This is a genomic window from Burkholderia pulmonis, assembly GCF_984667975.1.
Genome location: NZ_OZ480187.1, coordinates 1922289 through 1947210, shown reverse-complemented (window position 1 = coordinate 1947210; position 24922 = coordinate 1922289). Strand labels below are relative to the sequence as shown.

21 protein-coding genes and 1 pseudogene are annotated in these 24922 nt (G+C 67.6%); 12 read left to right on the top strand and 10 right to left on the bottom strand.

All coding sequences use genetic code 11. From position 1 onward, the window contains the following. Positions 1–60 precede the first annotated feature (60 nt). From gsiB to AC5LXK_RS25430, 5 genes and pseudogenes are all read left to right on the top strand, one after another. Positions 61–1623 carry a glutathione ABC transporter substrate-binding protein GsiB gene (gene gsiB, locus AC5LXK_RS25450; protein ID WP_493391442.1) on the top strand — a complete coding sequence of 521 codons (1563 nt, stop codon included), beginning with the start codon at positions 61–63 and terminating at the stop codon, positions 1621–1623. 67 nt (positions 1624–1690) lie between these two features. Then, on the top strand, positions 1691–2611 hold the full coding sequence (gene gsiC, locus AC5LXK_RS25445; RefSeq protein WP_493391441.1) for a glutathione ABC transporter permease GsiC: 921 nt from the start codon (positions 1691–1693) through the stop codon (positions 2609–2611). A 7-nt stretch (positions 2612–2618) separates the two neighbouring features. Further along, entirely contained in the window at positions 2619–3512 is an 894-nt protein-coding gene (gene gsiD / locus AC5LXK_RS25440; protein ID WP_493391440.1) for a glutathione ABC transporter permease GsiD, read from the top strand. Further along, positions 3512–4594 carry a DmpA family aminopeptidase gene (locus AC5LXK_RS25435; protein ID WP_493391439.1) on the top strand — a complete coding sequence of 361 codons (1083 nt, stop codon included), beginning with the start codon at positions 3512–3514 and terminating at the stop codon, positions 4592–4594. Before gsiD ends, AC5LXK_RS25435 begins: the two co-directional genes overlap by 1 nt. After that, positions 4591–5418, top strand: a pseudogene (locus tag AC5LXK_RS25430) (M55 family metallopeptidase). Before AC5LXK_RS25435 ends, AC5LXK_RS25430 begins: the two are co-directional and overlap by 4 nt. A 32-nt stretch (positions 5419–5450) precedes the next feature. Here the strand turns inward: AC5LXK_RS25430 and AC5LXK_RS25425 are convergent. Next, positions 5451–6230: an alpha/beta fold hydrolase gene (locus AC5LXK_RS25425; protein WP_493391438.1), complete on the bottom strand. Its 780-nt coding sequence runs from the start codon at positions 6228–6230 to the stop codon at positions 5451–5453. Positions 6231–6372: 142 nt separating this feature from the next. On the opposite strand from AC5LXK_RS25425, the gene AC5LXK_RS25420 reads away from it, so the two are divergent. Further along, on the top strand, positions 6373–7152 hold the full coding sequence (locus tag AC5LXK_RS25420; protein ID WP_493391437.1) for an AraC family transcriptional regulator: 780 nt from the start codon (positions 6373–6375) through the stop codon (positions 7150–7152). Between the two features lie 430 nt (positions 7153–7582). On the opposite strand, the gene pcaG is transcribed toward AC5LXK_RS25420, so the two are convergent. From pcaG to AC5LXK_RS25405, 3 genes are all read right to left on the bottom strand, one after another. Beyond that, positions 7583–8176 (bottom strand): protocatechuate 3,4-dioxygenase subunit alpha, encoded by a 594-nt coding sequence (gene pcaG / locus AC5LXK_RS25415; RefSeq protein WP_493391436.1) that lies wholly within the window; start codon positions 8174–8176, stop codon positions 7583–7585. Positions 8177–8179: 3 nt separating this feature from the next. Further along, entirely contained in the window at positions 8180–8887 is a 708-nt protein-coding gene (gene pcaH, locus AC5LXK_RS25410) for a protocatechuate 3,4-dioxygenase subunit beta (RefSeq protein WP_493391435.1), read from the bottom strand. Positions 8888–9161: 274 nt separating this feature from the next. Further along, complete coding sequence (locus AC5LXK_RS25405) at positions 9162–9734, bottom strand: YiiX/YebB-like N1pC/P60 family cysteine hydrolase (RefSeq protein WP_493391434.1); 573 nt, start codon at positions 9732–9734, stop codon at positions 9162–9164. Positions 9735–9854: 120 nt separating this feature from the next. On the opposite strand from AC5LXK_RS25405, the gene AC5LXK_RS25400 reads away from it, so the two are divergent. The 4 genes from AC5LXK_RS25400 to AC5LXK_RS25385 all read left to right on the top strand — a co-directional run bounded on the left by AC5LXK_RS25400 (position 9855) and on the right by AC5LXK_RS25385 (position 12502). Then, the gene (locus AC5LXK_RS25400) at positions 9855–10592 is read left to right on the top strand and encodes a helix-turn-helix domain-containing protein (protein ID WP_493391433.1); all 738 of its coding nucleotides are present in this window, start codon (positions 9855–9857) and stop codon (positions 10590–10592) included. Positions 10593–10669: 77 nt separating this feature from the next. Further along, positions 10670–11656 carry a pca operon transcription factor PcaQ gene (pcaQ, locus tag AC5LXK_RS25395; protein WP_493391432.1) on the top strand — a complete coding sequence of 329 codons (987 nt, stop codon included), beginning with the start codon at positions 10670–10672 and terminating at the stop codon, positions 11654–11656. 115 nt (positions 11657–11771) lie between these two features. Next, a complete protein-coding gene (locus AC5LXK_RS25390; protein ID WP_493391431.1) occupies positions 11772–12131 on the top strand; it encodes a type II toxin-antitoxin system RelE/ParE family toxin in 360 nt (119 codons plus the stop codon). A gap of 74 nt (positions 12132–12205) precedes the next feature. Then, positions 12206–12502, top strand: a complete 297-nt coding sequence (locus tag AC5LXK_RS25385) for an XRE family transcriptional regulator (RefSeq protein ID WP_131948707.1) — start codon at positions 12206–12208, stop codon at positions 12500–12502. A 93-nt stretch (positions 12503–12595) separates the two neighbouring features. On the opposite strand, the gene AC5LXK_RS25380 is transcribed toward AC5LXK_RS25385, so the two are convergent. The 3 genes from AC5LXK_RS25380 to AC5LXK_RS25370 form a co-directional block, all read right to left on the bottom strand. After that, a complete protein-coding gene (locus AC5LXK_RS25380) occupies positions 12596–13870 on the bottom strand; it encodes an APC family permease (protein WP_493391430.1) in 1275 nt (424 codons plus the stop codon). Between the two features lie 138 nt (positions 13871–14008). Next, complete coding sequence (locus tag AC5LXK_RS25375) at positions 14009–18463, bottom strand: DEAD/DEAH box helicase (protein ID WP_493391429.1); 4455 nt, start codon at positions 18461–18463, stop codon at positions 14009–14011. A gap of 201 nt (positions 18464–18664) precedes the next feature. After that, entirely contained in the window at positions 18665–19189 is a 525-nt protein-coding gene (locus tag AC5LXK_RS25370; protein ID WP_222904586.1) for a metal-dependent hydrolase, read from the bottom strand. Between the two features lie 396 nt (positions 19190–19585). Between AC5LXK_RS25370 and ggt the strand changes: the two genes are divergently transcribed. Further along, positions 19586–21307, top strand: coding sequence for a gamma-glutamyltransferase (ggt, locus tag AC5LXK_RS25365; RefSeq protein WP_493391428.1), 1722 nt, complete (start codon positions 19586–19588; stop codon positions 21305–21307). Positions 21308–21392: 85 nt separating this feature from the next. On the opposite strand, the gene AC5LXK_RS25360 is transcribed toward ggt, so the two are convergent. Further along, positions 21393–22316 carry an alpha/beta fold hydrolase gene (locus AC5LXK_RS25360; protein ID WP_493391427.1) on the bottom strand — a complete coding sequence of 308 codons (924 nt, stop codon included), beginning with the start codon at positions 22314–22316 and terminating at the stop codon, positions 21393–21395. 350 nt (positions 22317–22666) lie between these two features. On the opposite strand from AC5LXK_RS25360, the gene AC5LXK_RS25355 reads away from it, so the two are divergent. Continuing rightward, on the top strand, positions 22667–23116 hold the full coding sequence (locus tag AC5LXK_RS25355; protein ID WP_175842206.1) for a winged helix-turn-helix transcriptional regulator: 450 nt from the start codon (positions 22667–22669) through the stop codon (positions 23114–23116). 21 nt (positions 23117–23137) lie between these two features. Here the strand turns inward: AC5LXK_RS25355 and AC5LXK_RS25350 are convergent, their stop codons facing one another. Together AC5LXK_RS25350 and AC5LXK_RS25345 are read right to left on the bottom strand one after the other, a co-directional pair. After that, complete coding sequence (locus AC5LXK_RS25350; RefSeq protein ID WP_493391426.1) at positions 23138–23749, bottom strand: ANTAR domain-containing response regulator; 612 nt, start codon at positions 23747–23749, stop codon at positions 23138–23140. 6 nt (positions 23750–23755) lie between these two features. Beyond that, positions 23756–24898 (bottom strand): transporter substrate-binding domain-containing protein, encoded by a 1143-nt coding sequence (locus AC5LXK_RS25345; protein WP_493391425.1) that lies wholly within the window; start codon positions 24896–24898, stop codon positions 23756–23758. Positions 24899–24922 lie beyond the last annotated feature (24 nt).

Sequence of the window (24922 nt, the reverse complement as noted above, 5' to 3'; positions counted from 1 at the left end):
GGCAGTCGAAACCGAAACGCCCGTGAGGCGTCACCGAATCACCGATAGGAGCCCAGCAAAATGACCAAGCAGCATCCGTTCCCGATGTTTCGTCCGCGCGCATGCTTCGTCGCGCTCGCCGGCGCGTTCGCGCTGTCGGCCGCGCTGCCCGCGTACGCGCAGCAGACCGCGGTGATGGCGGTGGATTCGACCTTCACGACGATGGACCCGTACGACGCGAACGACACGGTGTCGCAGGCCGTCGTCAAGTCGTTCTACCAGGGGCTGTTCGGCTTCGACAAGGACATGAAGCTCGTCAACGTGCTCGCGACGAGCTACGACGCGAGCCCGGACGCGAAGACCTACACGATCAAGCTGCGCCAGGGCGTGAAGTTCCACGACGGCACCGATTTCAACGCGGCGGCCGTGAAGGCGAACTTCGACCGCGTGACCGATCCCGCGAACCACCTGAAGCGCTACAACATGTTCCGCGTGATCGAGAAGACCGAAGTCGTCGATCCGTACACGGTGAAGGTTACGCTGCGCGAGCCGTTCTCGGCGTTCATCAACACGCTCGCACACCCGTCGGCCGTGATGATCTCGCCGGCCGCGCTGAAGAAGTGGGGCCGCGACATCGCGCTGCATCCGGTCGGCACCGGGCCGTTCGAGTTCGTCGAATGGAAGCAGACCGACGACCTGAAGGTGAAGAAGTTCGCCGGCTACTGGAAGAAGGGCTATCCGAAGATCGACGCGATCGACTGGAAGCCGGTGGTCGACAACAACACGCGCGCGGCGCTGATGAAGACGGGCGAAGCCGATTTCGCGTTCCGCATCCCGTTCGAGCAGGCCGCCGACCTGAAGGGCAATCCGAAGGTCGACGTCGTCGAGCGGCCGTCGATCGTGCAGCGCTACGTATCGCTGAACACGCTGCAGAAGCCGTTCGACAACCCGAAGGTGCGCCAGGCGCTGAACTACGCGGTGAACAAGGACGCGCTCGCGAAGGTCGCGTTCTCCGGCTATGCGACGCCGTCGACCGGCGTGGTGCCGCAGGGCGTCGACTACGCGACGAAGCTGGGCCCCTGGCCGTACGACCCGGCGAAGGCGCGTGCGCTGCTGAAGGAAGCCGGCTACCCGAACGGCTTCGAGACGACGCTGTGGTCCGCGTATAACAACTCGACGTCGCAGAAGGCGATCCAGTTCGTGCAGCAGCAGCTCGCGCAGGTCGGCGTGAAGGTGCAGGTGCAGGCGCTGGAAGCCGGCGAGCGCGTCGCGAAGGTCGAGAGCGCGCCGGATCCGGCGAAGGCGCCGGTGCGGATGTACTACATCGGCTGGTCGTCGTCGACGGGCGAAGCGAACTGGGCGATCACGCCGCTGCTCGCCGGTGCGTCGGCGCCGCCGAAGCTCGTCAACACCGCGTACTACAAGAACGACGCGGTTGACGGCGATCTGGCGAAGGCGCTCGAGACGGTCGACCGCGCGAAGAAGACCGAGCTCTACGCCGATGCGCAGAAGCAGATCTGGGCCGATGCGCCTTGGATCTTCCTCGTGCAGGAAAAGATCGTGTATGCGCGCAGCAAGCGGCTGCAGGGCGCGTACGTGATGCCGGACGGCTCGTTCAACTTCGACGAGATCTCGCTGAAATGACGGCGGTTTGCCCGCCACGCAGTGCCGGCGGCGCAAGCCGCCGGTACGCTGATTCGATCGGTGCCCCATGCTGAATTTTCTCGTCAAACGCCTGTTCGGCCTGCTGCCCACGCTCGCGATCGTCGCGGTGCTGGTGTTCCTGTTCGTGCACCTGCTGCCGGGCGACCCCGCGCGGCTCGCGGCCGGCCCGGAAGCCGACGACGCAACCATCGCGCTCGTGCGTGCCGATCTCGGGCTCGACCGGCCGCTGCCCGCGCAGTTCGTGAACTTCTTCACGAAGATCGCGCACGGCGATTTCGGCATGTCGACGCGCAGCAAGCGGCCGGTCTCGACCGAGATCGGCGAGCGCTTCATGCCGACGCTGATGCTGACGCTCGTCAGCATGGTGTGGTCGACGCTGTTCGGCATGGCGATCGGGATTGCGTCGGCGGTATGGCGCAATCGCTGGCCCGACCGGGTCGGCATGACGATCGCGGTGTCGGGCATCTCGTTTCCCGCCTTCGCGCTCGGCATGCTGCTGATGGAAATCTTCTCGGTGAAGCTCGGCTGGCTGCCGGTCGTGCCGGACGGCACGTGGAAGAGCTACGTGCTGCCGTCGCTCACGCTCGGCGCGGCGGTCGCGGCCGTAATGGCGCGTTTCACGCGTGCGTCGTTCGTCGAGGTGCTGAACGAGGATTTCGTGCGCACCGCGCGGGCGAAGGGCGTGCACGAGCCGATGGTCGTGCTCAAGCATTGCCTGCGCAACGCGATGATCCCGGTCGTCACGATGATGGGGCTGCAGTTCGGCTTCCTGCTCGGCGGCTCGATCGTCGTCGAGGTCGTGTTCAACTGGCCGGGGCTCGGCCGCCTGCTCGTCGATGCAGTGACGATGCGCGACTACCCCGTGATCCAGGCGATCGTGCTGCTGTTCTCGCTCGAGTTCATCCTGATCAACCTGACCGTCGACGTGTTGTACGCGGTCATCAACCCGACCATCCGGTTCAAGTGAGGCGCGCATGAACGCGACTGTCCAGACCGCGGCGCCGGCCGCACCCACCGCGATCCGCACGCCGTGGCGCGAATTCTGGCGCAAGTTCCGCAAGCAGACCGTGGCGCTCGTCGCGGGCGGCTTCGTGCTCGCGCTCGTCGTGCTGGCGTTCGTCGGCCCGCACATCGTGCCGTTCGATCCGGAGAACTATTTCGACTACGACGCGCTGAACGCGGGGCCGTCGGCCCTGCACTGGTTCGGCGTCGATTCGCTCGGCCGCGACATCTTCAGCCGGATCATCGCGGGCACGCGCATCTCGCTCGCGGCCGGCTTCTTCTCGGTCGCGCTCGGCGCGGTGATCGGCACGTTCTTCGGGTTGCTCGCCGGCTACTACGAAGGCTGGTGGGACCGCATCACGATGCGGGTGGCCGACGTGCTGTTCGCGTTCCCGGGCATCCTGCTCGCGATCGGCGTGGTCGCGATCCTCGGCAACGGGATGATCAACGTGATCTGCGCGGTCGCGATCTTCAGCATCCCGGCGTTCGCGCGGCTCGTGCGCGGCAACACGCTGATGCTCAAGCACATGACCTATGTCGAGGCCGCGCGCAGCATCGGCGCGTCGGACTGGACGATCATCATGCGGCACATCCTGCCGGGCACCGTGTCGTCGGTCGTCGTCTATTTCACGATGCGCATCGGCACGTCGATCATCACGGCCGCGAGCCTGTCGTTCCTCGGGCTCGGCGCACAGCCGCCGACGCCGGAGTGGGGCGCGATGCTCAACGAGGCGCGCGCGGACATGGTGACGGCGCCGCACATCGCCATTTTCCCGAGCCTCGCGATCTTCCTGACCGTGCTCGCGTTCAACCTGCTCGGCGACGGGCTGCGCGACGCGCTCGATCCGAAACTGGAGCGCCACTGATGCGTGCTGCTCCAATGTGGAGTGCGACGCTGCCGGCCGGCCCGCGCGGCACGATCGCCGACGTGCCGGGCGTGACGGTCGGCCATGTCACGCTCGATGCCGGCAACGTCCAGACCGGCGTGACCGTCGTGAAGCCGCACCCGGGCGATGTGTACCGCAGCAAGGTGCCGGCAGGGGCCGCCGTGATCAACGGTTTCGGCAAGAGTGTCGGGCTCGTGCAGGTCGGCGAGCTCGGCACGCTCGATACGCCGATCGCGCTGACCAATACGTTCGGTGTCGGCGCGGTCGCGCAGGCGCAGATTCGCGCGGCGATCGCCGCGAATCCGCAGGTCGGCCGCGACTGGTCGACCGTCAATCCGCTCGTGTTCGAGTGCAACGACGGTCACCTGAACGATATCCAGGCGTTCGCGGTCACCGCCGCGCATTACGACGATGCGTGCCGCACGGCGTCGCGCGATGTCGCACGCGGTGCGGTGGGCGCGGGGCGCGGGATGTCGTGCTTCGACCTGAAAGGCGGGATCGGCTCCGCGTCGCGCGTCGCCGTCGCGGCCGGCCGGCCCTATACGGTCGGCGCGCTCGTGCTCGCGAATTTCGGCAGGCTGCCGATGCTGACGCTCGGCGGCGTGCCGCTCGGGCGCATCCTCGCGCAACGGCATGCGGCCGAAGCCGCGCAGGCGGCGCCGCCCGAGCAGGGCTCGATCATCCTGTTGCTCGCCACCGATGCACCACTCGACGCGCGGCAACTGTCGCGGCTCGCGCGTCGCGCGGGCGCGGGGCTGGCCCGCACGGGTTCCGTCTACGGGCACGGCAGCGGCGACATCGCGCTCGCTTTCTCGACCGCGTACACGATCGCGCACGATGCATCGACGATCGCGCTGCCGGCCCTCGTGGCCGACGCAGCGCTCGATCCGCTGTTCATGGCCGCGGCCGAAAGCGTCGAGCACGCGATTGCCGACGCGTTGCTGCAGGCCGTGACGGTCGCCGGGCGTGACGGCCACGTGCGGCAATCGTTGCGCGACGCGGTGCCGGATCTCGACCGGTTGTTCAACGAAAACAGCGAAGGGCATGTGACCCAGTCATGAAGATCCTGATCTCGACCGACATCGAGGGTGTCGCCGGCGTATTCGCCACCGAACAGACGCGCGCCGGCAATCCGGAGTACGAACGGGCGCGCCGCTGGATGACCGCCGAGGCGAACGCGGCGATCGAAGGCGCGTTCGCGGGCGGGGCGCAGACCGTCTGGGTCAACGATTCGCATGGGGGCTTTCGCAACCTGCTGCCGGACGGGCTCGATGCGCGTGCGCGCGTCGTGCTCGGCAAGCCGCGCACGCTCGGGATGATGACGGGCCTCGAACAGCAGCCCGACCTCGTGTTCATGATCGGTTATCACGCGAAATCGCAGACGCGCGGCGTGCTCGCGCACACGATCAACAGCTTTGCGTTCACGCAGGTGTGGCTGAACGGCGTCGAACTCGGCTAAGCCGGGCTGTACGGCGCGCTGGCGCGCGAATATGGCGCGCACGTCGCGTTCGCGACAGGCGACGACGTGTTCGCGGAAGAAACGCGGCCGCAGTTTCCCGACGCGCGTTTCGAGACGGTCAAGACGGCCGGCGGCGCATCGAGCGGCGATACGCTGACGCCCGCCGCATCGTGTGCGCGGATCGCGACCGCGGCGCGCGAAACGGTCGCGCAGGCGCTGTCGGCCGGCGTGCATGCGGGCGCGCATCGGCCGGAACCGGCCGCTTGCACGCTGCGCGTACAGACGGCCGCGCAGGCCGACCTGTTCTGCGTGCTGCCGTCGCTCGAGCGTGTCGATGCGGTGACGCTGCGTTTCGACGGACCGTCGGTCGAGCACGTGGTGCGCACGCTGAACAGCCTGTCGGCGATGTCGTTCATGCTGCGGTGATGCGTGCCGCCACGATGCCGGCGCGCGGCCGGTCAACCGACGGCGGCCGGGCCGGACGTCGCGGTGAGCAGGAACGCTTCGATTGCCGCAACCAGCGCGAGCGGCGTCTCGTTCATCGGGTAGTGGCCCGCATTGCGCAGCACGTCGACGGTGGCGAGCGGATAGCGCTGCAGGTAGGTGCGCGCCATCAGCGCGAGGTCGAAAGCCGGATCGTGTTCGCCGATCAGCACCTTCACCGGATGCGTGCCCGCGATCGCTTCGCCGAAATCGGTATCGGCCCACGCACGGAAGTACGCGCCGAATGCCTGCGGCGACGAACAGGCGGCCGAATACGCGGCTTTCCACTCGACCCAGGCGGCCGGCAGCCGGTTGCCGGTGCTGCGGTCGATGATGGTCCGGCGATCGGCGAGGTGGTTGGCGGCACGCTCGAATAGCGCGCGTCGCGCCGCGTCGAACGGCAGGCCGCCGCACGGCACGGGCGCGATCGGCACCAGCGCGCGCACGCGGCCGGGTGCGACGGCGGCGACCTTCTCGATCGCCATGCCGCCCATCGAATGGCCGACGAGGCTGAAGGTCGGGAACCCGAGCGCGTCGGCGAGCGCGAGCGTGTCGGCGGCGATCTCGTCGATCGTGTAGTCGCCGCGTGCGTTGCGCATGCGGCCGTAACCCCGGTAGTCCATGAAGACATAGCTGAAATGTTCGCGTGACAGCCACGCTTCGACGGGTTCGAACGCGCGGGCGTCGCCGAACCAGCCGTGCAGCACGAGAACAGGGTGGGGGCCGTCCCCCACGCGATGAAACGTATTCGGCATCTCCGCTCCGATGAAGTTGCAATCCGGCCGATCAGGCCGTCGGGTCTTGCGACCGAGAGGTCGCGCAACGGTGGAGTGGATCGTAGATCGATCGAAGGCGACCCGCCTTCGATATCGGGTCATTGATGATGGAATTCGGGCCGTGAGAAATACGCTGCTAGATCCCTACGAACACATTCCCCGGAACGTGGTCGTGACCGCCAACGACTATGCGGCGGGCACGACGTTTCCGGAGCACGCGCACGGGCGCGGGCAATTCGCGTTTGCGTCGCGCGGCACGATCAGCGTGTCGACGCCGCACGGGCGCTGGCTGGTGCCGCCGCAGCGCGCGTGCTGGGTGCCGGCCGGCGTGCGGCACGAAATGACGATGACCGGGCCGGTCACGATGCTCAACACATTCGTGTCCGCCGACGCCGCCCAGGCGGCCGGCCTGCCCGCGCAGTGCGGCGTGCATGGGGTGTCGCCGCTGCTGCGGCAACTGATCGACGATGCGATCGACCTGCCGGCGATGTACGACGTCGACGGGCGCGCGGGCAAGTTGATGGATCTGCTGGTTGCGGAAATCGCGACGATGCCGCGGCTGTCGCTGCACGCGCCGCTGCCGGCCGATGCACGGCTGGCGAAGATATGCCGACACCTGTTCGCGTCGCCGTCGATCGCCGCCGATCTCGACCAGGTCGCAGCCGACGCGGGCGTGAGCCGGCGCACGTTCACGCGGCAGTTCCGTGCGCAGACGGGCGTGAGTTTTGCCGCATGGCGCCAGCAGGTGTGCATGCTCGCGGCGATCGCCCGCCTGACCGACGGGCAGCCGGTGACGCGTGTCGCGCTCGATCTCGGGTATGCGAGCGCAAGCGCGTTCACGTCGGCGTTTCGCCGCATTCTGGGCGATACGCCGAGCCGGTACCTGGAGATTCGCCGCTAACCGGGCCGGCCAGCGCAAAAAAATACGCGTCCGCCAAATTCGGTCAGACGCGTTTAAAGGCACCCGGTCAGAAAAAATGCGCGAACGGCCTGCCGGGCAGCGTCGCGCATTACTCGTGCAATTATTGCCTCGTCCGATTCAATCCTGTCGGCCCGTTGCGGATAACGAAGGATACGCCGCATAACGCGCAAACGATATCCTGTTGCCCGAACGATTCATGTGCAGTCGCAGCATCCGTTTCAATCGCGCGTTCGATATCGGGGCGGGAAGCCGCGGGCAACAGCCATCGGCCGCCGCCGCTCGCCACGATGCGACGCATCATCGAATGATGGCGGCGGCGCATGAAAAACGCCGTGTGGCGCGATGCCTGTCGGTATCGCGCCACACGGCGTACGGATGCGGCCGGAACCGGCGGGTGCCGGCGCATGCGTCAAACGTCGAAGAACACGGTTTCGTCCGGCCCCTGCATGCGGATGTCGAAGCGGTAGACGACGGGACGGCCCGGCTGCGCGTCGCGTTTCGCGACGAGCGTCGCGCGGCGTTCGGCCGGCACGGCGTTCAGCACGGGGTCGGCCGCGTTCGCGGCGGCTTCGTCGTCGAAGTACACGCGGGTGAACGCATGGGTGAGGATCCCGCGCATCATCACGGTCACGTTGATGTGTGGTGCCTCGTCGGCGGCGAGGCGGCCCGGTTTCACCGTCTCGACGACGAAGCGCTGCTGCGGGTCGGTGCCCGTACCGACTCGCGCGAAGCCCGTGAAGCCGGATTTCGCGATGTCGTCGCGCGACGCGGGGTAGCGGCCCGCGCCGTCGACCTGCGTGAATTCGAGCACCGCGTCGCCGACGACGTTGTCGTCGCCGTCGAACACCTGCCCGACCAGCAGCACGTGCTCGCCTTCGGCGTGCGCCGCGGCAATCGTCGGCGTGAACAGGCTCTTCAGGTCGTAGTCGTATTGCTGCGGGCACAGGCCGTACGCGAAGTACGGGCCGACCGTTTGCGAAGGGGTTTGCTTCAGCGTCGTCATGGTTCAGCGCTCCGTCGGGGTGGCGTCGCGGCCGCGCAGCACGATGTCGAATTCGTAGCCGAGCGCATAGCCTTCTTCGGTGATGTCCATCGAGAAGCGCGAGACCAGGCGATCGCGTGCAGCCTCCGGGGTGCCCTGGAAGATCGGGTCGTACGCGAGCAGCGGATCGCCGGGGAAGTACATCTGCGTGACGAGACGCGAGCCGAAGTAATCGCCGAACAGCGAGAAGTGGATGTGATTCGGGCGCCACGCGTTCGGATGGTTGCCCCACGGATACGCGCCGGGCTTGATCGTCAGGAAGCGGTAGCGGCCTTCGTCGTCGGTCAGGCAGCGGCCTGCGCCGAGGAAGTTCGGGTCGAGCGGCGCGTCGTGCTGGTCGATCTTGTGCACGTAGCGGCCGGCCGCGTTCGCCTGCCACACCTCGACGAGCGTGTTGCGCACGGGCTTGCCGCCTTCGTCGAGCACGCGGCCGGTGACGACCATGCGCTCGCCGAGCGGCTCGCCGTTCTTCACGGCATTTTTCGTCAGGTCGTGGTCGAGCGCGCCGAGATCTTCCGCGCCGTAGACGGGCGCGTACTGGTCGCGAAGCTTCTCTTTGAGCGGGATCAGCGGGCGGGTCGGGCCGCGTTTCACGGACGAACGGTACTCGGGGTGGACATAGGCCGGATGCGACGGCCAGTCGCGCGGCGTGAGGATCGTGGGGGAATCCATCGGGCGTCTCCTGATAGGTATTTCGCGAAGTGGATGGCACGACTTTAGCCAATCCGGAAAGTTATGCAAAATGACCTTTTTTCGCGAATCGCATAACCGTTCGTTATGTTTTCGACGCCAATGAAAATTCCGCCGGACAGGATGCCTGTCCGGCGGAAAAAGCGATCGGGCTTCGCGTCGTCGGTGACGACCCAGTGCACGGCCCTCCAGCCAGCCCGTCGCTATTTTTTGTCTTTCGTTCTTGTTGTTATGTGGTCCCCCGAGCTGCCCGTTGTCAGGGTTGGGCGGGATCGAACACGATCCCGTCGAATTCGAGCGACAGCGCGCCGCTGCGCAGCAGGGCCGACGGCGTCGCCGCCACGTCGGCACCGAGTACATCGGTCACGTACTGCGCACAGAACCCGCGCCGCGCCTGCAGGTTGAAGCGGCTGGCGAGCAGCGCATCGATGCGCTGTTCGGCCCTCGCATGTGCATCGCGCTGCGCATGGGCCGATGCTGCCGCGACACGACGGGCCAGTGCGATGCGTCCGCCTTCGGTCCGGCCGACGAAGCGCGACAGCGGCGTGAGCTTCGTCCACGCGAACGCCGCAGACTCGGCGATCACCGGTTCGTCGCCCGACGTATCGACGACGATGCCGAAGCGGTTGGCCCACGTACCGGCCTGGGCTGCCGTGCCCGCCGCGTTGCGTGGCACGCTCGGTACGCGGATGAACACGAGATCGCCTACGCGCGCGCCGGCGGCCAGCGTGCGGACGGTCGCGAGCGGCATCGCGCGATCGGTGTCGCGCGCATCGCGCGGTGCGGTGTGGTGCGGTTGGCAGGCGGCGGTTTCGGTTCGGGTGGCCATTTCGGCTCCGTCGTTGAGTGACAGGACGGAGCGAATTATGCAGACAAGTAACCAAAAGTGTTCGTGTTCGTACGCAGGTGGCCTAATATCTGACCGTGAGCATCATTTTTCGATACTAATATGACTGAAACCGCCCAACTCATCGACACGCTGAAGCGCCAGTTGAAGGCGCAGGGCATGACTTACCGCGATGTCGCGCGCGCGCTCGACGTTTCCGAGACGAGCGTGAAGCGGCTGTTCGCCAGCGGCCGCTTCACGCTCGAGCGGGTCGCGGAGATCGCGCAGTTGCTCGGCTATACGCTGGCCGAGCTCATGCAGGAGGCGTCGGCATCGGCGCCGAGGCTGCACGTGCTGACCGAACAGCAGGAGGCGCTGCTCGTGTCGGACGAGAAACTGCTGCTCGTCGCCGTCTGCGCGATCAACTACTGGACCGTGCAGGACATCGTGTCGGCTTATCAGGTGTCGAAGGCCGAGTGCGTGAAATACCTGCTGATGCTCGACAGGATGAACGTCGTCGCCCTGCTTCCGGGCGACCGGATTCGCGTGCGCGTCGCGCGCGACTTCGACTGGTTGCCGGGCGGGCCGATCCGCCGTTACTTCCATACGCATGCGCTCGGCGATTTCCTCGACAGCCGTTTCGACGGGGCGGGCGAGACGATGACGTTCTCGCAGGGGATGCTGACCGAAGCCGCTGCGGCCGAACTCGAACTGGAGCTGCGCCGGCTGCGCAGCAAGGCCGCGGCGCTGCATGCGGAATCGTCGTCCGCGCCGCTCGGGCAAAAGCACGGGACCGGTTTGCTGATCGCGAAGCGGATCTGGGAGCCGACCGGCTTCCATGCGCTGCGGCGTGAGGCGTGACATCGCACCGAGTGCTTGGGGCTATCCGGAAAGTTATGCAAAATGGCATTTCATCGTCATCTGCATAACCACTCGTTATGAATAATCGTATCGCCGACGGCCGCGTCAAGTTCCGGCACCTGCAGTGCTTTCTCGCGGTCGCGCAACTGGGCGGCGTGCAGAAGGCGGCCGAAAGCCTGTCGATCACGCAGCCGGCCGTGTCGAAGACGATCGCCGAGCTGGAGGCGATCCTCGGCGTGAAGCTGTTCGAACGCGGCCGGCAGGGGGCGCAGCCGACCCGCGAAGCGCAACTGTTCTTGCCGCACGCGAATGCATGCGTGCTGGCGCTGCGGCAGGGTGTCGGGCTGCTCGCGCGCGAGGGCGGGGCCGCTGCCGCGACGCTCGAAGTCGGCATGCTGCCGACCGTCGCGGCCTCGCTCGCACCGGCGGTGATGAAGGCGCTGGCCGAACGCTGGCCGCGCATCGTCGTGCGGATCTCGACGGCCGCGAATGCCGAGCTGCTCGAGCGCCTGAAGTCCGGTGCGATCGAATGCGCGATCGGGCGACTGTCGGAGCCCGAGCGGATGATCGGGCTCGCGTTCGAGCAGTTGTACAACGAACCGCTCGTCGCGGTCGTGCGAGCCGGACATCCGCTGCTCGCGAGCGCGGCGCCGGCTGCCGAGCTGGCGCGCTATCCGGTCGTGCTGCCGCCGTTCGGCACGCTGATCCGCCAGTCGGCCGAGCAACTGCTCGGCGCATGCGGCGCGCCGCCGCTGGATTCGTTCATCGAGGTGCTGTCTGTATCGGTCGCGCGCGCGCTCGCGCTCGAGAACGACGCGGTCTGGTTCGTGCCGCTCTATGCGGCCGAATACGATCTGTCGGCCGGTGCGCTGGCGCGCCTGCCGCTGCCGTCTGCGGGCACCGACGAGCCGGTCGGGCTGGTACTGCGTACCGATGCGCAGCCGTCGCCGGTCGCGCGAACGCTGATCGACGCGGTGCGCGACATCGCGCGGTCGCGATTCGGCGACGCGCGCCCGCACCGGACGCCCCGCGCGGCGCGCAAGCCGGCCCGCGGCAACCATTGACCCATCAGGCGCCGCACGATCCCTTTCCTTGCTGTAGAACTGGCTATCCGGTCAGTAGCCGTCTCCGGGGTGCTTGGCATATCGTACCGTTTTTGGTACGATGGAAGACAAGACGATGGCGAGACAGCACATTCAGGTCACGCTCGGCGTGCGGCTTTTCCGGACGGCCCGTGGCAACGAGCCGGTGCGCGAATGGCTCAAGTCGCTCGGGCAGGCGGAGCGAACGGCGATCGGCGAAGAGATCAAGACCGTTCAACTCGGCTGGCCGCTCGGCATGCCGCTGGTCCGGAAGATGGCGAAGGATCTGTGGGAGATCCGCGTGATGCTGCCGGGGCGGAGCGCCCGCGTGCTGTTCACGGTCGTCGGCGACACGATGGTCCTGCTGCACGGCTTCTTCAAGCAGTCGAGGGCCACGCCGTCGAACGAACTCGATGTTACCGTCGCGCGCCTGAAAGCGCTGACGCACGCCATCTGAATTTCCCGGTTGTGCCGGAACGCACCGTCTTCGACGGTCGGGCTGCCGGCAACGCCATGCACCTGGAGTACGACATGACGACCACGAACAACCCGCATATCGGCAGCGATTTCGATACCTTCCTCGAAGAAGAGGGCAATCTCGAAGCGGCCACCGCCACCGCGATCAAGCGCGTGATCGCGTGGCAGATCGGGCAGGAAATGAAGGCGCAGCACATCACGAAAACCGCGATGGCGGCACGGATGAAAACCAGCCGCGCCGCACTCAACCGCCTGCTCGACGAAACCGACACGAGCCTCACGCTGGCGACGCTCGCGAGCGCGGCCGCGGCGCTCGGCAAACGCCTCAGCTTCGAACTGGTGCCGGCCTGACCGGCGTGAAGCAACGGCATCCGGCCGGATCTTCCTGATCTTGCAGGCGATGGGTGCGGCGAGCGGGCAGCGGGTGGCTGCGTGCGCGCCAGGTCATTGGCGTGAGCCGGTCATCTGCAGATAAAGCAGTGCACCGCCCGCGAGCAGCAGCGGGCACAGCAAATACCATCCGGTCGTCAGGAACAGCCCGGCGACCGCAACCAGCGAAACCCATGCGCAGCGGTAAGCGATGCCGCCGCGCGGCAGCAACTTCAGCGCGGCGGCCGCACCAAGCCCGTACACCATCACGAAACATCCGGACGTGACGAGCACGAGCGGCTTCGGTCCGACGTCCGAGAGCGTGGTGGCCGCCAGCGCGACTGCTGCAAGCGCGGCGATCACGCCGAGGCTGCGGCGCGGCACGCCGCCGACCTGGCTGCCCTGCGCGAGCCATGCCGGCAACGCGCCGTCGCGACCGAGCGCCGCGCCGAGCTTCGCCGCACCCGCGAAATACGCGTTCATCGTGCCGAGCGTGAGCAGCAATGCGGCGGCAGCCGCCAGCACTTGCGCATGGCCGCCGATGCCGCCCGCGATCAGTTCGGCGAGCGGCGCACCCGATGCGCCGGCCGACGGCCCGAGCACCATCACGCTCGCGGCGGCGACCGACAGGTACAGGAACCCGACGACCACGACCGCGATGCCGGCCGAGCGCGGCATGTCGTGCGCGGGCCGGCGGAATTCGGCCGCGAGATGCGTGATCGCTTCCCAGCCGGCGAAGCTCCACACGAGCAGTGCGGCGGCCTGGCCGACCGCGAGCCAGCCGTGCGGCGCGAACGGATGCAGGTTCGTGGTGCGCGCATGCGGCGCGGACGCGAGCACCGCGGCGAGCAGCAGCGTGACGAGCAGCGCCGACAGCACGAGTTGCATGCGGCCCGACACGGTGACGCCGAATGCGTTCGCGGCCGACACGGTCGCGATCAGCGCGGCGGCCGTGACGATGATCGTCGTGTGCCCGCCGCCCGTGACGGCCGCGACGTAGGCGCCGCCGAACATCGCGGCGGCCGGCGCGCCGGCCGGCACCGCGAAATAGAAGCACCAGCCGACGATGGCCGCAGCCTTCGGGCCGAATGCGCGCCGGGCGTAGGTCGAGACGCCGCCTGCGTCGGGATAGCGTGCGCCGAGTGCGGCGAAGGTGGCCGCGAGCGGCCCGGACAGCACGACGAGCGCGGCCCACGCGAGCAGCGAGGCCGGCCCCGCGACTTCGGCGGCGAGCGCGGGCAACGCGATCACGCCGGTGCCGAGCACCGCGCCGATATAGAGCGCAGCGCCCTGGAAAATGGTCAGCGAACCCGCGTGATGAGCGGCGGGCGAATCGGCATGCGAAGGCATGGGCGCAGTCTCCGGAAATCTGGTTTTGTCTGGGCGCGGCGCGCAAGCCCGCGCGGTCAATCGTCCGATGCTACCCGAACGATCGCGGCCGCGCGGCCCGGCGATCAGTAGTCTGGGCGATGCGCGTGTCAGCCGATGTCAGCAGTGGCGCGCGAGCCGCAGGCGCGCATCTTCACGCGCGGCAGGGGATAGTTCGGGGGCGTAATGGAACGCGCCCGATACCAGCGACGCGACGGGCACGCCGTCGCGGAACAGCACGCGATTGCCGGCCAGTGCCGGCACCTTGTCGCCGGGCAGCAGCGTGCCGGCGAGGTTCAGCGGGTCGGCGCCCGTCACGCATGCGTACTGTCCGTCGCCCGGTTGCCGGCGCAACTCGCGCAGGATCGGGATGGCCTCGGGTAGCGCGAACTGCTCGCCCGCGAGCCCGGCGACGAAGCGTCCGCCGCGAATCTCGCCGCGTGCTTCGAGGCGCTGCAGCACACGCACGAGTTCGCGCCAGCTCGGCAGCCAGTCGGCTTCGCGTTCGAGCAGCCGCCAGAACACGACGCCGTAGCGGCGCAGCAGCGTCCACACGATGTGTTCGAGCGCGTCGGGGTCGGTCGTTGCCGGGCCGCGTTTCGGCGCCGGCGTATCGTCCTGCGGCGCCTGACGTTGCACGAGCGCCCAGCGGCCCGCGTCGTCCATTCCGCCGATCAGTGCGCCGCCGCGTCGCGTGCGCGGCGCATAGGTCGCACTGCGCTTGACGGCCGGTTTCAGCAGCGCGCGCAGCCCCGCGTAGCTGTCCGCATTCACGAGGCCGGCCGACACGAGTTCGCCGAGCGCCTGTTCGAGTTCGACGGGCAGCATGTGCAGGTCGTCGAGCAGCGCATCGAAGAACATCGCGCCGTGCGCGACGAGCGCGTCGCGTACCTGCGTGGCGCGCGCGGACAGCGCCGGTTGCGCATCGGGATCGCGCAGCGCCTGCCAGGCGGAGAGATGGCGGCGCGGCAGCAGCACGATCGGCGTCGTCTTCACGGGCGTGCCGGCCGCGCGCGCTGGCGCGCCGATGCGGGTCCAGACGAGTTTGCCCGAACGGCACAGCTCGTCGAGGCCGCCCGCCGTGTAGTCGGTGAGCCGCGCGGGCAGCAGCGCGTCTTCCCAGGCGCTCGCGGCGGCTTCGTAGCCTTCGAGCTGTTCGACCACGGCCGCGAGTGCATCGCGGCCCGTACCGCGCGTGTCGGGTGTCAGGTGTTGCCAGTGGAGCAGGAAGCGCATGAAATCGGCGCGCTCGACCGGTTCGATCTCGCGGCGTAGCCGCTTCACCGTGTAGCGATGAATGCGCGCAAGCAGGTGGCGCTCGCACCATTCGTCCGTCGTCGCGCCCGGCGTGAAGCGGCCGCGCATCACGTAGCCTTCGCGCTCCAGCGCCGCGAGCGCCGTTGCAATCGACGCGGGCGGCAGGCCGAGTGGTGTCGCGATCGCGTCGAGCGTGAGCGGGCCGAAGCCGGTGAGGCGCGCGCGGATCACGTCGACGAGCGCCGCGTCGGCTTCCCACGGCTGCGCGCACGCGGCCGGCACCTTGAGCGCCGGTGACACGCGTGCGTCGGGATGCAGCGCGCGCATGCACACCAGCCGTTCGACCGGCAGCCACAGCGCAATCCCGCCCGGCGCGACCAGTTTCGTCGCGCGGCGGCGTTCCGCGAGTTCCGCGAGCCGGTCGGGCCAGCCTGCGTGTGCCTGTGCTTCGCTGTCGGCGATGCACGCGAGCGTGAGCAGCGCGTCGTGCATTTCGTCGGCATCGCGCACGAGCGGCCATGCTTCGTCGCGTACCGCGTCGATCGCGTCGACGTCGAGTGCGCCGAGATCGTCGGCCGATTCGGGATCGCTCCAGCGGCGCGATTGCACGGCCTGCGTGCGGCGCTCCTCGAGCGGCGCATCGTCAAGGAATGCATAGGGCTTCGCATTCAGGATCTCGGCCGCGAGCGGTGACGGCGAGGGCAGGTCGCGCGCGACGAGTTCGATTGCGCCGCTTTCGATCCGGAGCAGCAACGCGAGCCAGCCGTCGGTGTCCATCGCGTCGTGCAGGCAGTCGTCGAGCGTCTGGTCGACGAGCGGGTGATGCGGAATCTCGCGTTCGCCGACGATGTTCTCGAGGCAGGCGACCTGATCGGGGAACACGGTCGCGAGCAGATCCTCGCTCTTCATCCGCTGCAGTTGCGGTGCGGTACGCCGGCCGCCGGTGAAGCGCGGCAGCGCGAGCGCGGTCGTCGCGTTCCAGCGCCAGCGCACGCCGAACATCGGTGCGTCGAGCAGCGCCTGGACCAGCACGTGCTCGGCGCTGGCCGAACGCAGGTAGCGCCACACTTCGTCGAGCGCGAAGCTGTGCGCGAGCGACAGCGACAGGATGATCGCGTCGTCGGTCGCGGCCGCTTGCAGCTCGAAGTTGAAGCTGCGGCAGAAGCGCTTGCGCAGCGCGAGCCCCCAGGCGCGATTGATGCGGCTGCCGAACGGCGAATGGATCACGAGTTGCGTGCCGCCCGATTCGTCGAAGAAGCGCTCCATCACGAGCGTGTCCTGCGTCGGCAGCGTGCCGAGTGCGGCGCGCGTGCGGGCGAGGTAGTCGACGATCTGGCGCGCGGCGTCCGGCGACAGGTGGAGCGCGTCGACGAGCCAGCGCAATGCGGGCGCGAGGCGACTGTCGGTGTGTGGGGGCGCGGTACCGGCTTTGATCTTCGCGTTGCCTTCCGCGTTGCCCGCAGCCTGACCGCCCGCGCGCTTGCGTCCGCCTTCGTCGGCCTGCCGGTCGCCGTCGGCGAACAGCCCGTCGAGCCGTGCGCGCAACCGGCCGACCGCCGTCGACAGTTCGTCGCTGCGCCCCGGCGCTTCGCCGAGCCAGAACGGAATGCTTGGCGACTGGCCCTGCGCATCCTCGACGCGCACGCGGCCCGTTTCCACGCGAATGATCCGGTACGACTGGTTGCCGAGCTGGAACACGTCGCCGGCCATGCTCTCGATCGCGAAATCCTCGTTGACGGTGCCGACCTGGATGCCCTGCGGTTCGAGCAGCACCGCGTAGTCGGCCATGTCGGGAATCGTGCCGCCGGACGTGGTCGCGGTCATCATCGCGTTGCGGCGCCCGCGCACGGTGCCGCCGACCACGTCGCGATGCAGGTACGCGCCGCGCACGCCGCGGCGGCTCGTGAAGCCTTCGGCGAGCATCTTCATCACTTCGTCGAAGCGCTCGCGCGTCAACCGGGCGTACGGCGCGGCGCGCGTGAAGCTTGCATACAGCGCATCTTCCTGCCACTCCGTGCATGCGACTTCGGCGACGATCTGCTGCGCGAGCACGTCGAGCGGCGCTTCGGGAATCCGTAACGCATCGAGCTCGCCGCGTTGCACGCAATCGAGCAGCGCCGCGCACTCGACGAGCTCGTCGCGCGACAGCGGGAACAGCCGGCCCTTCGGCACGCCGCCGACATGGTGCCCCGAGCGGCCGACACGTTGCAGGAACGGGGCGATGCCGCGCGGCGAACCGACCTGGCAGACGAGATCGACGTCGCCGATGTCGATGCCGAGTTCGAGCGAGGCCGTGGCGACGAGCAACTTCAGCTCGCCGCGTTTCAGGCGCTGCTCGGCATCGAAACGGTGTTCCTTGGCGAGGCTGCCGTGATGCGCGGCGATCGCGTCCTTGCCGAGCCGGTCGGCGAGATGGCGCGCCATGCGCTCGGCGGTGCGCCGCGTGTTGACGAACACGAGCGTCGTGCGATGCGCGGCCGCGAGCCCGGCGATGCGGTCGTACACCTGTTCCCACACGTCGGTTGCCATCACGGGCCCGAGCGGCACGTTCGGCAGTTCGAGCGCGAGGTCACGCTCGCGCGTGTGGCCGGTGTCGACGATCGTGCAGTTGCGCGGCGCGTCGGCCGGCCCGCCGACCAGGAAGCGCGCGACCGCGTCGATCGGCTTTTGCGTGGCCGACAGCCCGATGCGCGGCAGCGCGCGGCCGGCCAGCGCGTCGAGCCGTTCGAGCGACAGCGCGAGGTGGCTGCCGCGCTTGGACGACGCCAGCGCATGAATCTCGTCGACGATGACCGAGCGCACGTTCGACAGCATCTGGCGCCCCGATGTGGACGACAACAGCACGTACAGCGATTCGGGTGTCGTGACGAGGATGTGCGGCGCGCGCTTGCGCAGCGCGGCGCGCTCCGCCTGCGTCGTGTCGCCGGTGCGTACCGCGGTGCGGATCGCCGGCACCGGCAGGCCGAGTTGCGCGAGCGATTCGGCGATGCCGGCGAGCGGCGCGTCGAGGTTCACGTGGATGTCGTTCGACAATGCCTTCAGCGGCGACACGTAGACGACCAGCGTCGCATCGGGCAGCGTGCCGTCATGCGCCAGCGCATCGCGCACCAGCTCGTCGAGCGCGCACAGGAAAGCGGTGAGCGTCTTGCCGGAGCCGGTCGGCGCGGCGACGAGCGTCGAGCGGCCGGCCTTGATGTGCGGCCACGCGAGCGCCTGCGCGCCGGTCGGCGCGGCGAACGTGCGCTGGAACCACGCGGCGACGGCCGGGTGGAACACGTCGAGCGCACGGGTGGCAGGGCGGGTGGCGGTGACGTCCATCGGAGCGTTGAAATGGGGTGCGAGTGCGCGGGCGAACCGCGCATGAATCGAATCGTCAGTGTGCCAGACGTCGCGCGTGCGTGCCGCGCATGCGTGTCGACGATTCAGGTCGAGATGGGGGCATGCAGCGTACTTTCAACGGACGGAAAGTTGCGTGCAATTCGGCTTGCCGACACCGCGCCGAATTGCAAGCAAACGCAACTAAACGCGATTCAACCAGCCGAGCCAGTGTTCGAGCAGCGGCGCGCGCGAACACAGCGACTGCGCGAGCCACAGAGTGCCGCCCCATGCGGCGGCCACGACGATCAGGTCGCAATTCCCGCTGTTCCACAGATTGAGCGAGTGACGCCGCCAGATCCACGGCACGCCGAGCGGGTTCGGCCAGTCGGCGAGCAGGTGCATCAAGCCGCCGCATGCGAAGCCGAACAGCGGGGCGGCCCACAGCGGATGTGGATGATGAATGAGCCCGTGCCACCCGAGCGCAAGCAGCGCGATCCAGCCGATGCCCCAGTGCGTGATGGTGCGATGCGTGATCCACAGGCGGCGCTTGCGGCTCCACCAGGCGACTTCGAGCCAGTCGGGCGCGGTGCCGCCTGCGACGCCCGCCGCGAACGCGGCGAGCATGCCGATGTGCCAGGGGCCGGTTGCGCCGGTTTGTGCGACGAGGACGGCGGCGGCGACGCCGGCCGCGATGCCGGACGCATGATGCGCATTGTGTGATGCCATAGGGAGCGAGACGAAGAAGCGTGAAGCGGCACGTGAACGAAACGGTGATGCCGTGCGAAAGGGGCGCTATCTTCTCAGATCGACTCGCGCTGCGGGAGAGGCATTCGCAGATTTTTTTGTGCGTGCCGCGCGGCGTGTCGCGAGGTTCGCAACTTTCGGTTTTGTGCGTTGCGTGATGACGTGCATCGCATGCCGTTTCGACCGATGCGTTTGCCCGTCGCGGCGCTGCAACGTGACCCGGCGCACCCGATCGGCATGCTTTCGTTGCATGTCGCGTGTTCGACCCTTTTTGTCCCCCTATACTACGAAACCGGCATATGGCCGTTGGCGCGCCGGCGGCCATCCGCGGATCAGGTGCTTTTCGTGCCTGAAGGAGATCCACATGGGGGACATGCAATGACTACGCTGAATCGCTTCAAATCATCCGCTGCCGTGCTTGCGACGGTGGCCGGCATCGGGTTCCTGCCGAACGCGCCCGCGTATGCGAAAGGGCCGCAGCCGGCGGTCCTGACGAGCTCGGCAGTGGCGGTGGCCGACAAGTACAGCGCGGATGCCGCGGAGCGGATCTTCAAGGAAGGCGGCAACGCGATCGATGCGGCCGTCGCGATCGCATTCACGCTCGCCGTCACGTATCCGGAAGCCGGCAACATCGGCGGCGGCGGCTTCATGACGATCTACAAGGACGGCAAGCCGTACTTCGTCGACTACCGCGAGCGCGCGCCGCTCGCCGCGACGAAGGACATGTACCTCGACAAGGACGGCAACGTCATCAAGGGCATGAGCCTGTACGGCCCGCGCGCGGTCGGCGTGCCGGGCACGGTGGCCGGCATGTGGGAAGCGCAGAAGCGCTTCGGCAAGCTGAAGTGGAAGCAGGTGCTCGCGCCGGCGATCCACTATGCGCGCGACGGCTTCGTCGTCGACGAACAGCTGGCGCAACGCGGCGTCGATGCATCGAAGGAATTCGGCGGCAAGACCAACTTCGACAAGTATTTCTCCGGGCTGAAGGCCGGCGTGAACTTCAAGCAGCCCGATCTCGCCGACGTGCTGACGCGCATCTCGAACGATGGCGCGGAAGGGTTCTACAAGGGCAAGACGGCCGAGCTGATCGCGGCGTCGATGAAGACCGGCGACGGCAACGGGCTGATCACCACCGAGGATCTCGCGCAGTACCGCGCGGTGTGGCGCGAGCCGGTGCAGGCGAAGTGGAACGGCTATGACGTGATCACCGCGCCGCCTCCGAGCTCGGGCGGCATCGGCCTCGTGCAATTGCTGAAGATGAAGGCCGACCTGAAGCAGGACTTCGAGGGCGTGAAGCTCAACTCGCCGCAGTACATCCACCTCGTCGCGGAAATCGAAAAGCGCGTATTCGCCGATCGTGCGCAGTATCTCGGCGATCCCGACTTCTACAAGGTGCCGATCGCGCAGCTGACCAACGACGCGTACATCGCGAAGCGTGCGGCCGAAGTCAACCCGAAGGAGCCGTCGGACACGAAGAGCGTGCAGCCGGGCCTCGGCACGACGATGCCGGAGAAGGCGGAAACGACGCACTTCTCGGTCGTCGACAAGTGGGGCAACGCGGTGTCGAACACGTACACGATCAACGGCTACTTCGGCTCAGGCGTGATCGCCGACGGCACCGGCATCGTGCTGAACGACGAGATGGACGACTTCTCCGCGAAGCCGGGCGTCGCGAACATGTTCGGCGTGGTCGGCAGCGACGCGAACGCGATCGAACCGAAGAAGCGCCCGCTGTCGTCGATGTCGCCGACGATCATGACGAAGGACGGCAAGGTGTCGCTCGTGATCGGCACGCCGGGCGGCTCGCGCATCTTCACGTCGATCTTCCAGGTGATCAACAACATCTACGACTTCAAGATGCCGTTGAAGGAGGCCGTCGGCGCGATGCGCTTCCATCACCAGCTGCTGCCGCCGAACACGATCTTCTGGGAGCCGTACCACCCGATCGAAGGCGAACTCGCGAAGCAGATCGAGGCGCGCGGCTATACGCTGAAGGGGCAGGATTTCAGCGGCGACATCCAGGTCATCAAGATCGACGGCAAGACGCCGGAAGCGATGGCCGATCCGCGCGGGCGTGGCGTGACGCGGATCATTCACTGACGTTAAGCGATGCGTGCGCGTTCGCGACAGCGGCGCGCACGTCGTTCGGCAGCCGGGGGTTTCGATCCGGCTGCCGGATTTTTTTTCAGCCGGTCGTCCGGATGAAGCCGGCGATCCGCGCCGCGATGACGTCGGGCGCATCCTCGAAGCAGTAGTGCCCGACACCCGCCAGCCGCTCGACGGGCGCGGACGGAAACAGCGCGGTGAAGAGCGGCAGGAAGTGTTCGGCGCCGAGCGTTCGGTCGGCGTCTCCCCAGATCGCGAGCGCGGGTGTGTCGCGTATCGCGCGCAGCGCCGCGGCATCGGGTTCCTCGAACCGGTGCGCGCCGGCTGCAAACCCCCGTGCCCATCCGATCGCGCCGAGACAGTCGGCCGGTTGCGCGAACGGCGCACCGTACGCGGCGATCCACGTGTCGGTGATGGCCGCGTGGTTCTCGAACCCGTTCAGCTTCAGCGTGCTCAGGATGTTGAAGCCGAGCTGCCCGAGCACGGTTTCCAGCGTGTCGTCGGCCGCTGCGCGCATGATCCACTGGAACCACGGCGCATCGCGGCCGTTCGCCGTCAGCCGTTCGACCAGGTCGGGTTGGCCGAACGGCGTTGGCCCGTTCGCCGATACGATCCGGCGAATCCGGTCCGGATGCCGTGCGGCGAGCCCCATGCCGACCGGGCCGCCGAAGTCGTGCATCACAAGGGTGATGCGATCGAGGCCACGGGCGAGCACGAAGCGCTCGAGGTTGTCGATGTGATCCTGCAGCCAGTAGCTGCGGTCCTGCGGCGTCGCACTTTTGCCGAATCCCATGTGATCGGGCACGACGACGCGGTAGTCGGGACTCAACGCCGTCACCAGATGACGGAACAGGTAACCCCACGTGGGTTCGCCATGCAGGCACAGGACGGTTTCACCGTCGCGCGGGCCTTCGTCCACGTAGTGCATCCGGAAGCCGGATGCGTCGTCGAAATGCGGGGCGAAAGGAAAGGTGCCGTCGAACGTGGCATCGGACCGGATCATCGAACGCTCCTTCGGTAGTCGGATAGTTTGGTTTCAAGTTGAAACCAAGTGAAAGCGTAGATCATGCGGTTTCAAGTTGCAACCACAAGAAAGGACAGATCGATTGCCGGCTGGCGGCATCGTCGATGCGCGGTAAAGCCGCGGAAAGGGAAGGTGGTGTGATGTACCGCTCAAGCAGTGCGACTCGCATACCAATCCGGGCCGAATCCCCCGCGCCGTTCACCGATCATGAACAGTCGGGCTCGTGGAATTGATCTTTTGCTGGTTGGGTTTTATATTGAAACCATTTATTTCACCGGAACCGACCGCCGTTCAGCTCGTACGTCAGGAACGGCATCGCCCACGCATCGATGAACCGAAGAACCACGCATGAAGACTCCCTTTGCGGCGTTGCCCGCCCGCTGGATGCGATCGGCGACTGGTGGTCGCTGCTGATCGTCCGCGACGCATTCGACGGGCTGCGCCGTTTTGGCGAATTCCAGAAGAACCTCGGCCTCGCGAAGAACATCCTGGCCGCGCGTCTGCGCAACCTGGTCGCACACGGGATCATGGACATCGTGCCGGCCGCGGACGGCGGCGCGCATCACGAATACGTGCTGACCGAGAAGGGGCGCGGGCTGTTTCCGCTGCTGGTCGCGCTGCGGCAGTGGGGCGAGGATTTCTTCTTCGAACCGGACGAGGCGCACGTGCTGCTCGTCGACCGGAAAAGCGGGCTGCCGGTCAGGAAGCTGGAGCTGCGCGCGCAGGACGGGCGCGTGCTCGGGCCGGAAGACACGGTGGTGCTGCCGCCGCCCGACTGACGGGCGGAGAGCGGACCGGCATCAGCGCTTCAACAGCGCATGCGCCTGCACGATCTGCTCGGCGAGCTGGTTGATCGAGATGCGCCGCTCCATCGCCTGCGAGCGGATCTGCTGATACGCCTCTTCCTCGCTGATCGCGTTGTGCTGCATCAGCAGCGTCTTCGCCTCCTGCAGCGTGCGCGCGGACATCGCGCGCTGTTCGAGCTGCGCGATACGGCGCCGGTATTCGTCGTGCCGGCGGCTCTGGTGGCACGCGAGCGCCATCGCGCTCAACAGGCCGAACGAGCGTACGGGCGTCGTGACCGCGCTCTGCGCATCGATGCGCAGCATCAGTTCGAGGATCGTCGGGCTTTCGTAGGTCGTGACGGCGATGAGCGGCGGCCGCGCGTCGTCCTCGAGCCACGGGATCGACAGGTGCAGCAGGTCGGGCCGAACCGCGAGAATCACGAGGTCGACGCTCTCCGGCAGCGTCGCGGGCGGCGGCCAGCGCTGCTCGGTCGGGCAGCCGATGCGCAACAGCTGCTCGACGAGCAGCAGGCCGTTGTCGTCGTCCGGGTAGTACACCATCACGCGGAGCGAACGCAATTCGGCGAGCAGGCGCGGCGTCGAGCGGATCGGGGTGCGGGCGCGCATCGTCGGTTACGCCTTCAGTTCGTCGGGCGTGTGCACGCGGTCGCCGAGCGAGTGCGTGACGAGGTACGGATCGGGATGCACGCGGCGCGTCGCTTCGCGCACGATCGTGAAATTGCCGTCGGCCGTCGCGCAGCCGATGCGCGGGTACAGGCACGTGTGCTGCGTGAGCCGGTCGATCTTCACGCGCCCCTGCGGCGCGTCGAATTCCGCCTCCGCGAGATGCTCGACCAGCCGGTCGCGCTGGTCGGTGCCGGCGCGGGCGAGCGCATTGGCGAACAGGTGGACCTGGAAATAGGCGGCTTCCCACGGCGCGGACGCGCTCGCGTCGTCGCCGAAGCGCGCCTTGAGTTGCGCGATGCAGCGGCGGTTCACGTCGGAATCGATGGTCTGGAAATAGGGCGACGACGTATAGTGGCCGGCCGCCGCGGCGCCCATCTGGCCGAGCTCGATCTCGGACGTCGTCAGGCTCGCGATCGGCATCTTGCGCGCATCGAGGCCGGCCTGCGCATACGCACGGTAGAACGCGGCCGTGCTGTCGCCGACGAGCGTGCTGAACACGAAGTCCGGCGCCTTCGCGCGGATGTCCTCGACGACCGCCGCGAAATCCTGTTCGGACGCGACGAGCGGCATGTACACCTCGCCGAGGATCTGGCCTTCCGGGTGTTGCGTGACGAGGTCGATCATGATGCGGTTCGACTCGTACGGGTAGATGTAGTCGGACCCGACCAGGTACACGCGTGCGCCGAACTGCGCGGTCATGAACGCGGCGAGCTGAACGCTGTTCTGGTTCGGCGCGGCCCCCGTGTAGATCACGTTCGGCGAGAACTCGAAGCCTTCGTAGAGGGTCGGGTAGAACAGCAGCTTGTCCCACTTCTCGACGATCGGAATCAGCGCCTTGCGGCTGCTCGACATGTACGCGCCGAACAGCACGTTTACGCGTTCGGTGGCGATCAGCTCCTCGGCGAGCCGCGCGTAGACGGCCGGATCCGAGCATGCGTCGCGCACGACGGGCACGATCTCGCAGCCGTTCGCGCCGCCCGTTTCGTTGATCTCGGCGATCGCCTGCAGCGTGCCGCGCAACTGGCTCTGGCCGAGGTGCGACGTGCATCCGCTCTGCGAGAACAATACGCCAACCTTCACACTGTTCATTCGTCCATCCTGATGCTTGCGGGT